Source organism: Ruegeria sp. B1 (assembly GCF_056535885.1).
In genome coordinates, this window is sequence record NZ_JBQFJA010000001.1 from 1087011 (window position 1) to 1099960 (window position 12950).

Consider the following 12950-nt stretch of genomic DNA (forward strand, 5'->3'; position numbering starts at 1 on the left):
AAATTACTAGTTGTCTTGAAACATCTGCTTTGAGGGCAGTGGCTGCAGCATCGTGAACCATCGCTGAATGTCCGCTAACCTATCTGTTGCCTGCCTGACAGCAGGCCTTTGAGGTCCCGCAGGGACGTGGTTCCGATAATGCCGAGGTCTGGACCGTCTCTGACTTCCGTCAAGCACGCCTATGAGATGGGCACATCGGAACTACATCGAACCAGCATCATGTTGGCAGCCGTCGCGCTGACCACGAACCGAAGCATGTACCCGAAGGATCTAAATCGAAGGCCGTAACAGAAAGCGGGGCGGACACAAACGAAGAAAAGCTACACCGCCTTGCCGGATCAATTATTTTGCGCAAAACAGCTTGACTGAGACGGCCCCGTTACCGAAGTCCTGACCCTAAGCCGATCTGTTGATAAAGCGAAAGTCGATTAGCTGTTTGTGGCACGTTGAAGCACAAAAGCACGCGGCGATAACGCCCAGGCATGGATATATAGGGCAGTTGATGATACCTACACGAGCATTATCCAAAACAATACCCTGATGATGTTTCCCAACTCTTGGTTGTAAACCCCTAGAGTGAAGCCCAATATGTGCAGCATAAAATGCTGCGCCCTATGTTCCATGCCGCACAGATTAAAATCTTGCATCACAGTTTACGAATTGAAGTTCGATCCTGGCGCGACAGGCTGTTGATCGTATCCTATTTCTCAGCATCTCTGTCAGAGCCCGATGTGTCGATCGTTGCATCACAAACCGCGCACGCGCCGAAATAGTTCGCGGCCTAGCCTGATCCTTTCTCATCCGTTGCTTGTACAGTCATTGGTGCGTTGTCTGGATTGAATCCAAACATAGAATAGTACGATATTCAGGTTATCGAACTCCAGTGTTGTCTCATTCGACAAAGCACCCGTTCCGCTGGAGAGTTTGTTCGCGTATCATGCATGAGCGTTGTGACCTGCCCACGCGGACCAATCAGCCCACGAACCAGCCAGTCGACATCTGGCAATCTACTCACCAGGGCATGGGCGCCAATGTAATCGCTGACCTGACCGGTGGTCACAAAGAGGTCTAGATGGCGCCTTTGGTTGTGCCAGATGGTGTTCAGCGTTGGGTTCATGCCACCCTTAGTGTACTCGATCAGACGACTGTCCCCCGTTCATCGGGAAATTGATCCCCCAGATCATTTCCTAGTTATCCTTACTTCACCGCACGGCGAGACTCTGTGCTATGAGCTTCAAGATAGGTGGCATTGCTTCTCTTCATGTTTTCTTCCCCATTATCAGCAGCCAATCCCATTAACGTCTGTCCACAGCCGCCTTGTTTGTGACCGCAATCGAACCAGTGGTGATTTCCACTCGCTTCCAGCGCCTTCAAAGGCTGTACAGTGTCTTGTGTGTCTACCATGCTTTCGGCGCGCAAATATATTGTAAACCATTGAAAATTATTAATATAATCTCACTTAAAAACTCACCTCTTTTCAACTTGAAACTTGCCGTGGGATATTAGAGAGACGGGCGGATGTGTTGCACGCCGACCAGAGTTTGCGACAGTACCAGTTGAGCGTCAAAGCCCTCACTGCAAGATCGGCCACTTTGGGTGGAGTTAAAGTGACACCCATGGTTCGCGAAGGTCAACTCACGCTCAGAACTCCGTGCTTTTACCAATACTCTGAGTTTGCGGTCCGGAACCTGGGCGATCTCAAGTCTACGGGGCCAACCTAATACTTTGCGAAGAAACCGTATCAAGATGGTGTCCGCATTTGAACCACCGTTGAATACTCGCGCTTGCGCTCCTCAAGCCAAGTGCGTCTGTGAAGACCAATACAGGACTAAGGCGGTGAGACTATGCCAATTGCTTTAGCCGTGGCATCAAATCCAAGAGTTCCCGTGTATACGGATGCTCCGGAGCTGTGAACAATGAGGTCGTGTCCTGAACCTCAACCAGCTTTCCCTGGCGCATCACGCCGACCCGGTCACACATCTGACGCACGACGGGGAGATCGTGGCTGATAAAGAGCATGGTCAGGCCGAGGTGATCCTGCAGGTCTTTGAGGATGTTCAGAATTTGGGCTTGAATGGACACATCCAGGGCGCTGGTCGGCTCGTCGCAGATCAGAAACCGGGGCTGAGTTGCAAGGGCGCGGGCGATGCAAATGCGTTGGCGCTGCCCGCCGGAAAACTCATGTGGGTATTTACGCCACGCATCCTTGGCGAGCCCGACCCAGTCAAGCAATTCGCGCACACGCGGTTCGATCGCGGGCTTGGGCAGGATTTTGTGGTGATGGATTGGCTCGGCGACCAGATCCCCGACCCTCATGCGTGGATTGAGGCTGGAGAAAGGATCCTGAAAGATCATTTGAATTTGGCGACGATAGGCTTGCAGAGCCTCTGCCCCCATGGCCGTCACATCCTGACCGTCAAAGATCACGCGGCCACCATCCACCGGATACAATGTGCCGATCATCCGCGCGACGGTGGATTTGCCCGAGCCGCTTTCGCCGACAAGACCAAAAACCTCGCCGTCGCGAATGTCGAAACTGACCTGATCGACGGCCGTAAAGTACTTGCGTTGCGACGGTAGCAGCCCGCCCTTCTGCAAGAACGTTTTGGTGATGTTCTCGACCTCAAGCAGCTTGCCGGATTTTGACAGATCGGTTTTGTCCCAATGTGCAGCCAGATCATCGATCTTGAAGGTTCTTTCCCTTTCGCCATAGCTGACCACCGGAAAGCGTTCGACCTTGGTGTGCGGGCGCGGTACGGCGGCAATCAGGGACTTGGTATAGTCATGCGTGGGCGCGCCTAGAATCTGATCGGTGGTGCCGCTTTCGACCACATGGCCGGAGTACATGACGGTGACCGTGTCGGTGGTGTCGGCAATAACACCCATGTCGTGCGTCACGAGGATCACGCCCACTTGGCGTTCTTTCGCCAGTTCCTTGATCAAATCCAGCACCTGCGCCTGCACGGACACGTCCAAGGCCGTTGTGGGTTCATCCGCAATCAGGACGGTGGGTTCGGTGCACAGAGCCAAGGCGATCACAACCCGCTGACGCATCCCGCCGGAAAACTGGTGCGGATATTGATTGAACCGATCCGCCGGGTCGGGGATCGATACGCGATCCAGCAGGGCAATGGCGCGCTTTTTGGCCTCCGACGCAGACAAGCCAAGGTGCAGCTGGATCGTCTCGACCAGTTGCTCACCCACTGTGAATAGCGGGTTGAGCGAGGTTAGTGGGTCCTGAAAGATCATCCCGATCTCTTTGCCCCGGATCCTGCGTTTGTCCTCGGCATCAAGCGCGTCGATCCTGCGGCCATTGAGCCAGACCTCACCCTCGGACACATGCGCCGGAGGGTCCAGCAGGCCGATCACGGCGTTGCCGGTCATGGATTTACCAGCGCCGCTCTCACCGACGACGCCCCGGATCTCACCGGGGTAGAGGTCATACGTCACGTGTTCCACAGGCTTGAAGATACCGCGGCGGGTGGGGATCTCTACCGTAAGGTTGCGGATCGAAAGAACGGGGTCGGTCATTTCAGCCTCGGGTTCAAAACATCGCGCAGCCAGTCGCCCAGTAGGTTTACACTCAGCGCCAGTGCCAGCAGGGTGCAGGCCGGGAAAAACAGGATCCACCACTCACCCGAGAACAGGAAACCCTGTCCGATGCGGATGAGCGTGCCCAGCGACGGCTGCGTCGGCGGGGCGCCCACGCCAAGGAAACTGAGCGTCGCCTCGGCAATGATCGCCAGTGCCAATGAGATGGTCGCAATCACCAGCACAGGAGACAGCACATTGGGCAGGATATGGCGCAGCATGATCGTCAGCGGGCTCTGCCCGATGATGCGCGCGGCGGCGACATAGTCCTTGTTTTTCTCCACCAATGTCGCGCCACGTACGACCCGGGCGAACTGCACCCAATCGGACAGGCCAATCGCAAGGATCAGCACCCAGATCGCCATCTGATCGCGATATTCCACAGGTGTTATGCCCTTGGCGATGCCAAAGATCAGCATGGCCAGCAGGATCGAAGGAAAGGTCAGTTGCACATCTGCGGTGCGCATGATGATGGTTTCGGTCCAGCCGCCGAAGTAACCGGACAGAAGACCCAGAATGATCCCCAGAATCATGGCAAACAGGACCGCCGCGACCCCGACAAACAACGAGATTCGCATCCCGTACAAGATCGTCGAAAACACATCCCGCCCTTGATCGTCGGTGCCCATCAGGAAACTTTCGCCGGTAAAGGCATTCGGTTCCATCGGCGGGGTGAAGCCGTTCATCAGGTTCAGGCTCGACGGGTCGAACGGGTTCGTCGGTGCAATCAGCGGCGCGAACACTGTGGCAATCACAAGCACTAACGCCACAACCGCAGAAACTACGGCTACAGGGGAACGACGAAAGGCGTAGAACTGGTCGCTGTCCAGGATGGCTTGAAGACGGCTCATGCGCTGACCCTCAGGCGTGGGTCGATGAACGCGTAAAGAATGTCGACCGCAAGGTTGATGGTGACGAAGATGACCGAAATCATCATCAGGTAGGCTGCCATGACAGGTATATCCACGAACTGGATTGCGTTGATGAACAGAAGGCCCAGACCCGGCCATTGGAACACCGTCTCTGTGATGATGGCAAAGGCGATGATGGAGCCCAATTGCAGACCGATTATGGTGATCACAGGCACCATCGTGTTCTTCAACGCATGGCGATAGTTGATAGCCCGATCGCTCAGGCCCCGAGCGCGGGCAAAGCGGATGTAGTCTTGCCTGAGCACTTCCAGCATTTCAGACCGCACCAATCGCATGATTAGGGTCATTTGATATAGGCCAAGTGTAATCGCAGGTAAAATCAACGCCTTAAGGCCACTTGCAGTTAACAGCCCGGTGTTCCACCAACCCAGATCCACGACTTCTCCGCGTCCGAAGCTGGGAAGCCATCCAAGCTCGACCGAGAAGATGTAGATGAGCAGGATGCCGATCAGGAACGTGGGCAAGGATACCCCGATCAGCGAGGCCGACATGATGAAATTTGCCGCAAAACCATCCCGCCTGATGGCAGTGAAAACACCCAGCGCGATGCCCAGAACGATCGCGAATACGGCCGAGACCAGCGCCAGTTCCAGCGTTGCTGGTGCGCGTTCAGCCAGAATTTCTGCGACAGGACGGCCTTGGCGGAAGCTGACGCCAAAATTACCCTGCAGGGCCTCTTGCAGAAACTTCACATATTGCACCGGAAATGGCTGATCGAGACCCAACTGGCCGCGCAGACGTTCCACATCCTCCATGGTCCGTTCCTGCCCCAACATGTTGTCGATTGGATCACCGACAAAGCGGAACATGGAAAAGGCGACAAGGCCCACGACAAAAAGGACCAGCGCCGACTGGGCCACACGTCTGATAATGTATGACAGCATTTAGTTGACCGTGACCCAGCGCAGAAGGAAGAAGTTATCGGGCCGTTGTGTCAATTCGATATTGCTGCGCGCGCCCCAAACCAGCGGTTGGACGTAAAGGGGCACATAGGCCACCTCGTCCTGCAAGATGCCAGCGACTTCATCCAGCATCGCCTGACGCTTGGGTTCGTCAATCTCGGATTGGATCATCGGCAGTAACTCGTCGACGCGTGCGTTGGAATACCCGCCGAAGTTCCACGACCCCAGTTTCTTTTCCTCATTGGGGGTCGAGGCGAGAAACCGCACGGGGTGTTCGGCGTCAAACGTCCCGGGCGACCAACCCAGCAGATACATGTCGAAATTGTCAGCCCGCAGTTCCGGCCAGTAGTTCTGAACCGGCATAGCGTCGAGTGTAACATTCAACCCAACCTGCGTCAGCATGGCGGTGATCGCCTGGCAGACAGCCTCGTCGTTCAGATAGCGATTGTTGGAGCATTTGAAGCTAACCTCGGCACCTTCCGCGCCAGCCTCAGCCAGTAGCGCTTTCGCGCCTTCGGGGTCGAAGCCATACGGGTCTGCGTTCACCACCGAGAACCCGCGCATCGCGGGGCTGACAAGCTGGCTCGCCACTTCGGCGTTGCCGCGCATGATGGTTTGAAGGATGGCCGGAACGTTGACGGCCTTGGCCACAGCCTCACGAGCGCGCGGGTCACGGAACAGATCAGAACCGCCTTGCCCTGCTTCGCTTGCACCCTCCTGCTGATCAAAGCCCAGCATGATAACGCGTGCTTCGATACCTTGAACGACCTTTACGTCTGGATTGCTCTGCAACCGGGCCACGTCTTGAATGGGGACAGGATTGATGAAGTCCACATCACCCGACAACAACGCCGCCAGTGCGGTTGCCGGATTCTGGATTGGGACCAGTTCAGCGCGGGTCAGGTTGTGTTCCGGTTCACCCCACCACCCGTCGAACGGTTCCAGAACGGTGCGTAAGCCCGGTTCCCGTTCGGTCACGCGGAATGCGCCGGTGCCGTTGGCGTTGAGGGTCGCGTAGTTGCCAGCCTCTTTGTCCGGCAAAGCCGCGTCATTTGCCTCGGCCCATCCGCTATCCAGGATCATCCAGTTTGCGATGCTGTCTGGAAAGATCGGATTGGGCGCGGTCGTGATGACATCAACAGTGTAGTCGTCAACCTTCACCACCTCGCTGACCGGGGCGAACCAGCTACGGGTATCCGAGTTTTCATCCGAGGCACGCTGGTAAGAGAATATCACGTCATCTGCTTCGAACTCGGACCCATCGTGAAACGTGACGCCCTCGCGCAGTTTGAACCGCCAGCCGACGCCGTCACCGATGGTTTCCCAACTGGTCGCCAGGGCCGGTTCGATGGACATATCTTTGCCGCGACGGACCAGTCCTTCGTAGACATTGTTCAGAAATCCGAGAACGGGGGCAGAATTGACTGCATGAGGGTCCATCGTTTGTGGGTCGGTCGTGACGGCGAACGTGAATTCTTCGGCAGCTACGGGTAAGGCAAGCGCGCCCATGAGCGCGGCAGTGGTCAAACGTTTCATAATAGCTCTCACTTACGTGGCGGCGGGCCCCGAATTCCGAGGCCCGGCCACTCTGCTTAGTTCAGACCGAAGTGCTTCACCATGGGTTGATCCTCGGGATCGACGTCGATGGCGAGGTTTTCGGCCATGCCCCAGTTCAGCACTTGGTGGTGGATTGGGATGTACAGCTGCTCATCCTGCACGACACGCCAAATATCGGCGATGGCTTGGTCGCGGGCAACCAGGTCCGTGTTTGAGGCCAGCGATTTGATCTTGGCGTCAAGTTCATCATCATTGAAGCCGGTGCCATTCCAGGTGCCGATGTCGCTTTCCCGGCCATGGACCAGGAAGTTGAAGATGTATTCCGAGTCATATGTCGGAACACCCCAACCCAGCATGTAAAAGTCGGTCTTGCCATCAGTGATCAGAGGAAAGTGCTGTGCCTTGGGTTTGGCATCCAGATTCACGGTAATGCCGATCTGACCCAGCATGCCGACCGCCGCCTGGCAGATCCCTTCGTCGTTGATGTAACGATCATTGGGGCAGTCGAGACGGATAGAGAAGCCATCAGGATAGCCTGCCTCCGCCAGCAAGGCTTTCGCCCCTTCGACATCCGTGCTGCTTTCGGCGTCCATGTCGGCGGTCCAGCCGTTAACGAAGGGCGGTGCAATCATCCCGGCAGGCTGCGACTGACCGCGCATAACCACCTGCTGGATGGCATCACGGTTGATCGCCTTGGACATGGCCTGACGCACACGCACATCAGCAAGAGGGTTCTTGCCATCGACGTTATCCGCTTCGATATCGTCCCCACCCTGGTTCATGCCAAAGAAGATCACCCGGTTCTGCGGCGCTTGTTTGACGACCAGCCCATCCACGGCGTTCACCCGGTCCAGGTCCTGCACCGGCATATCCTGAAGAAAGTTCACCTCGCCCGACAACATAGCAGCAACGCGGGTGGCATCGTTCTGGATCGGTGTATAGATGATTTCGCTGATCGCCATCGGGAACTGATCACGACCCCAATAATCCTCGTTCCGTTCCATCACGGTTTTCACGTCGGGCTCACGGCTGACCAGCTTGTAGGGGCCGGTGCCGTTCACATTTGTGGTTGCAAAGGTGATCTCGCCACCTTCAAAATCCTGAACGTCAACTGCGTTGTTTGCCTCGGTCCAGCCTTTGTCCATGATGAACAGATCCGTCAGGTTCGCCGGCAGGATCGGGTTCGGACCATCGGTCACGATCTCGACCGTGTGGTCATCAACAGCGCGCACCTCGACGATCGAATTGATCAGCTCTTTCATGTCAGAGTTCGGCTGCATGGCGCGGTTGATGCTGAACACCACGTCTTCAGCGTTAAAATCGGCCCCATCGTGGAACTTCACGCCTTGGCGCAGGTTGAACACCCAGACATTCGGGTCTTCCTCGCTGGGCGCCCAATCGGTCGAGAGCGCCGGCTCAAAGGCACCGGTCGTGTCCCGGATAATCAAAGGTTCATACATCTGATGACGTACAGTATGCGTGGGTCCTTCGTTTTGCGAATGTGGATCCAACGTCAACGCATCTCCAGAGCGTGCCCATCGCAGTGTTTCCGCGTGAGCCAGCGTTGTCGTTGTCATCAGCACCGCGAGCGCGAGCATAGATTTCATCATTATTTTCTCCCCTTTTGCAGTCATTTAGCTGCATTGACTCCGCGATACAACGTCCCGGATTTCTGACAGAGTTGTAGTTAGCGATAGCATACCAACTGCGAATGCATGTCAATCGTTCAACGCAGCGCTGAATTGCCTAACGTACGCGAACTGAGACTTTAGAAGGACAGCTGCTCTACTCAAAAAAACATCGCGTCAAGCAACCACTGCTCATTTAGGACCCTAAAAACTGTAAAAATCATGTCTTTTATGCCGAGAAGGGTAGTGTCAGACAAACTCTGATCGGTCTGTGGATGTGTCGCAAAGTTTTCGGTCAGCCATGAAAAACCTGTGTTTGGATACACCGATCCTGCGAGGTCGGCAAATAGTCGAAACCCGGATGTAGTTGTGCTGGTGACCTGACCTTTGCGGATCATACTGGCGACCTCAGTACCGTCCAAAGTAGCCGACGCAGATCCCAGTGATTTGAAGCCACACATGTGTCGAACGCGCCGTTTAACAAGCCTGCGACCCCGTTCCAAGTTGTTGTTTACGTATTTGGACCTGATCTTTGCCCTTTGGTCGAATAGCCAAAACTATCCGGCGGGAATTTCCCCATGTCCGACTGAAGGTTGTCGAGGCGATCAGCGGATATCTGGCACCTTGGCTGGAGGACGGCACGGTCGACCTTGCGCTACTCTACGATCAAAGGAAAGAAATACAGCGGTACGCATGTGATCGATGATGAGTTTTTTTCTATTCAGCACCAGATGCTTGGGTATTTGGAGCACCGCCAAACCAGCCAATCCCATTTTTGCGAGTCAACTGGTGTCGAGATGATCCTGCCAAAAAGTGGCCTTCGCAACACGATCCGGCGGTATGCAGAGGCTTACAGAGTAGCCTTTAATGTAGTAACAGAGATGGATGCCATGCGGCAAATCATCGAACTCGTTTCACGCGGTTCTTATTGTGAAATCTTTGCACCGGCTGCGTGTCAAAAACAGGTCGACCGAAAAGAACTAGTCCAAGTGCCAATCATCAAACCGGTCTTGACCCGCCCGGTTCATCTTGTGCACCACTCAGACTAGGTTTCCACCCGTGCTGGTCGAACGGTCGAAGAGGTGACCAAAAAACTGTTAGAGAATTGGTTTCTCGCGGTATCTGGCAAGGCAAGATAGTTTGACCCAAGAAGTCGGACGCAAACAATCAAAAAGAATACGCTTCCCATTACCAAGCAGGGTTTGGTCGTCAGCGGCATGACCACTCTAAAGAATTCAAAGCGGTTGCAGTCGAGGTGCGGGGTTACTACGAAGATGTAATCGTGAAAGTGGGCTGGATTGTTCCCCGAAGCTACTGTCGTGTCCTTGTCTGTTTCACAGCCGAGCAATTGACTGTGCCTTACCGATTCCTAGGCCAGCGCGCTTTGCCGGTGGAACCTCAGACAAAAGCTTGCCGTCAAAACGAATGTCCCCGGTTGACTTCACATGGTCCATTACTGTTCGGAGCGTAGTTGTCTTGCCAGCGCCATTGGCGCCAATCTGGGCAATCGTGTCCGGTTGCGCTATGCGGAACGACACGCCTCGCAGAATCCGTGCGCCACCGAGGCTGACAGTAACTTTATCAAATTCAAGCTTTACAAATGCCCTCCCATAACATCACGGATGACGTCCGGGTGAGTCAGGACGTTCTTCGGTGTGCCGCGATAGAGAGCCTCGCCGCGGTTCCAGACGGCCACCTCGTCGGCGAAACGCTCAACGATCCCTTCATCGTGTTCAACGAACACGGAACTCACTTTTGCTTAGAAAATCCGAGCGCTCAGAACCGCTCCAGCAACCGCTTGAGGTACTCCAGTTCAATCTGTGGCCGGTCCTGCTCACCGGTGCGCCGGCGGATTTCATCTAGCAATTCGCGAGCGCGGCGATAGACGTCTTCGCCCTGCAGCAGGTTTTCATCGGTCGAGATTGATCCCGTTGCCCCGGGATTTCGGCCAAGTGGATCGCGGTTATTGGCCTGCATGTCGCCTTCCTGCGCGCCCTGACCCGGCTGGTTTTGCTGGTTCTGCGCCATGGCCTCGCCCAGTGACCGCATGCCTTCACGCAGGGCCTCCATCGCTTCGGACTGACGATCGATGGCCTCGGCCAGATCGTCGCTGCGCAGGGCGTCCTCGGCCTCATCCATGGCGCGACCGGCACGGCCCAGAGCCTCCCGCGCTGCTTCACCTTCTTCGGTTCCGGCTCCCGGCAGGCCTTGTTCCTGCCGTCTCAACTCATCGCGTAATGCCTGTTGGCGGTCGGCAAGCGAACCCTGGCCCTGCTGGCCTTCGCCGGGTTGATCCGCGCCCTGACCCTGACCGCCCTGACCTTCGTGGCTCTGTCCCCGGCCCTGACCGCCGGAACGGCCTTCGTTGCCCTGGCTTTCGCCAGCCTGCGCACCGGGATTGAATTGCTCCTGCAAGTCGCGGAAAGCCTGGTCGCTGAGACCCTGTTGTTCGCGCAGGGTTTCGGCGAGGCCTTCCATAGCTTGTTGCCCTTCGGATTGGCCGCCCTGACCTTGCCCCTGCGTGACCCGCATGTTTTCCATCATCTGCTGGAATTCTTCCAGCGCCTGCTGCGCTTCGGCCATGCGGCCCTGTTCCATCAGCTCCTGAATACGGTCCATCATGCGCTGCAGGTCATCCTGCGTCATCTGCAGGCTTTCCCCACTCTGACCGGGCTGCTGTTCGCCGTTTTGGCCGTCCTGTTGCGCGAGCCGCTGCAATTGTCGCATGTAGTCCTGTGTTGCGTCGCGCAGTTCCTGCATAAGCTCGGCGATTTCTTCGTCGCTGGCCCCGTTCTGCATTGCCTCGGTTAGACGTTCCTGAGCCCGCCGCATCCGTTCCAGCGCATCCGCCAGCGTTCCGTCTTCGATCAGCACGGCCAGTTCCCACAGAGCCTGAGCGATTTCCTCCTGTTGTTTGACGTCCAGAGCACCGTGGCGATCAAATGTCTCCAGCCGCCGCAACACAACGCGCAGCCGCAAATACGCGGTGTCGGATCGGAACAGGTCTTCCGGAAGGTGTGAGACGGCCCGCAACATCTGCGCTACACGCGGCGCGTTCGCCCGCGCCCACAACAAATCCCGCCGCTGTTCAATAACGGCTGCGGCAAGCGGATCAAAGAACCTGCGCGCGGGCAAGTCCGTCTGATACGGTTCAGACGCAAATTGCTGATCCCTGGCATCCTGCGCCATCAACGTGATCCTGACCGGTAAATGCGCCCAGGGGTGCTGCGAAAAATCCTCGATCAGGTCTTCGGTGAAATCGGCCCGGTCGCCGGTGATGGGCATCGGCAGCTCGACCTCGATCACGTCGCGCGGCTCGGGGTGTACCGTCAGGCCATAACGCCGATCAACGGTCACCAGATCGAGCTCGATCCGGGCCGAGCCGGAGACGATGCCATAGTCGTCACTGGCCGCAAATGGCAGTTTCATCTGCCCGCCCGCCTCGGACTCAGCTCTACCCGCAACCGAGATTTGAGGCGGCATGTCCGCAGTCACATCCAGCGCCCAGTTCTGGGCGGCCGGTCCATCTATGCGCAACTGCCCGGATTTTTCCGCCACAAATTCCTGTTCGGGTTCAATTGCAGCCTCTGTTCCTGTCGAAGATGTCGTCTCCGTCAGGCTATGCGCGCCAACCTCGCCGTAAAATCGCAGGGTGATGCGACTGCCTTGCGGGACGGACAAGTCCGCGCCGGATTGGTCGGCCAGATAAAGCGTCGGCAGGCCCGTATAGCGCGGCGGCTCAACCCAGCCTTCCCAGGTTGGACCTTGTCCTGCCACAGCGGTTCCCGGCGCCATTTCGGCGACCGATCCGATACGCCAGACCGAGCCAAACAACACCGCAACCACCAGCGCCAACAGGGCCGCGTACCGCAGCGCATACGGATCCCGGGCCGCCAGCCTGAGATCCGGTTTCACCGCCTCCGCCTGCGACACGCGATCCGCCATCCGTGCCTTGTGGACCTGCCACAGCGCCACAGAGTCCGTATCGGTTGCGCCAATTGCCTGATCATCCATCAATGCCTGAATAGGGCGGCCCGGGAGTGTTTGATCCAGCCGTGCAAGCGCCTCTGCACGAGACGGGATATGGAATCGCCTGAGGCCGATAACACCTGCGATCCCCAGTCCAGCCAACGCAACAGCGCCGGCACCCCACACCAGTTCGACACGCACGTGATCCTGCAGCCCCAGCATCAAAACCGCCAGAATGACCATCAAAATGGAAAAAACCGGCCAAAACGCACGCAAAACCTGCTCGGCCAACATCCCAAGATGCGTCAGCCACAGGGGCAGGCGTGGCACTGGCAGGTTTGCTCTGTCGCTCAAAGCGGGCCTCCTGATCC

Annotated in this window: 9 protein-coding genes and 2 pseudogenes; 1 reads left to right on the plus strand and 10 read right to left on the minus strand. The window is 56.7% G+C overall.

Translation table 11 applies throughout. The annotated features are described in order from the left end of the window. Positions 1-958 precede the first annotated feature (958 nt). From ACR3ES_RS05255 to ACR3ES_RS05285, 7 genes and pseudogenes are all read right to left on the minus strand, one after another. Positions 959-1153, minus strand: a pseudogene (locus ACR3ES_RS05255) (IS5/IS1182 family transposase); the annotation flags it as partial. A gap of 689 nt (positions 1154-1842) precedes the next feature. Then, the gene (locus ACR3ES_RS05260; RefSeq protein WP_170427871.1) at positions 1843-3531 is read right to left on the minus strand and encodes an ABC transporter ATP-binding protein; all 1689 of its coding nucleotides are present in this window, start codon (positions 3529-3531) and stop codon (positions 1843-1845) included. Then, positions 3528-4442: an ABC transporter permease gene (locus ACR3ES_RS05265; RefSeq protein ID WP_170427868.1), complete on the minus strand. Its 915-nt coding sequence runs from the start codon at positions 4440-4442 to the stop codon at positions 3528-3530. The genes ACR3ES_RS05260 and ACR3ES_RS05265 overlap by 4 nt, the downstream gene beginning before the upstream one ends. Continuing rightward, positions 4439-5407, minus strand: coding sequence for an ABC transporter permease (locus ACR3ES_RS05270; protein WP_170427865.1), 969 nt, complete (start codon positions 5405-5407; stop codon positions 4439-4441). Before ACR3ES_RS05270 ends, ACR3ES_RS05265 begins: the two co-directional genes overlap by 4 nt. Further along, positions 5408-6961: an ABC transporter substrate-binding protein gene (locus ACR3ES_RS05275; protein ID WP_170427862.1), complete on the minus strand. Its 1554-nt coding sequence runs from the start codon at positions 6959-6961 to the stop codon at positions 5408-5410. 56 nt (positions 6962-7017) lie between these two features. After that, complete coding sequence (locus tag ACR3ES_RS05280) at positions 7018-8589, minus strand: ABC transporter substrate-binding protein (protein WP_170427859.1); 1572 nt, start codon at positions 8587-8589, stop codon at positions 7018-7020. 182 nt (positions 8590-8771) lie between these two features. Beyond that, positions 8772-9143: pseudogene (locus ACR3ES_RS05285) on the minus strand (DDE-type integrase/transposase/recombinase); the annotation flags it as partial. Positions 9144-9260: 117 nt separating this feature from the next. Between ACR3ES_RS05285 and ACR3ES_RS05290 the strand changes: the two are divergent. Further along, the gene (locus ACR3ES_RS05290; RefSeq protein ID WP_170427857.1) at positions 9261-9659 is read left to right on the plus strand and encodes a LysR substrate-binding domain-containing protein; all 399 of its coding nucleotides are present in this window, start codon (positions 9261-9263) and stop codon (positions 9657-9659) included. Between the two features lie 285 nt (positions 9660-9944). Here the strand turns inward: ACR3ES_RS05290 and ACR3ES_RS05295 are convergent, their stop codons facing one another. From ACR3ES_RS05295 to ACR3ES_RS05305, 3 genes are read right to left on the minus strand one after another with little or no spacing between them, the layout of a single operon-like run. Further along, positions 9945-10148, minus strand: coding sequence for an ATP-binding cassette domain-containing protein (locus ACR3ES_RS05295; RefSeq protein ID WP_170427854.1), 204 nt, complete (start codon positions 10146-10148; stop codon positions 9945-9947). A gap of 56 nt (positions 10149-10204) precedes the next feature. Then, a complete protein-coding gene (locus ACR3ES_RS05300; protein ID WP_480581784.1) occupies positions 10205-10363 on the minus strand; it encodes a hypothetical protein in 159 nt (52 codons plus the stop codon). A 23-nt stretch (positions 10364-10386) separates the two neighbouring features. Further along, the gene (locus ACR3ES_RS05305; protein ID WP_480424962.1) at positions 10387-12933 is read right to left on the minus strand and encodes a TIGR02302 family protein; all 2547 of its coding nucleotides are present in this window, start codon (positions 12931-12933) and stop codon (positions 10387-10389) included. Between the last annotated feature and the right edge of the window lie 17 nt (positions 12934-12950).

Bases quoted from the DNA above. Each gene is read 5' to 3' on its own strand.
- ACR3ES_RS05260 (WP_170427871.1), bottom strand. From the start codon at position 3,531: ATGACCGACCCCGTTCTTTCGATCCGCAACCTTACGGTAGAGATCCCC.
- ACR3ES_RS05265 (WP_170427868.1), bottom strand. From the start codon at position 4,442: ATGAGCCGTCTTCAAGCCATCCTGGACAGCGACCAGTTCTACGCCTTT.
- ACR3ES_RS05270 (WP_170427865.1), bottom strand. From the start codon at position 5,407: ATGCTGTCATACATTATCAGACGTGTGGCCCAGTCGGCGCTGGTCCTT.
- ACR3ES_RS05275 (WP_170427862.1), bottom strand. From the start codon at position 6,961: ATGAAACGTTTGACCACTGCCGCGCTCATGGGCGCGCTTGCCTTACCC.
- ACR3ES_RS05280 (WP_170427859.1), bottom strand. From the start codon at position 8,589: ATGAAATCTATGCTCGCGCTCGCGGTGCTGATGACAACGACAACGCTG.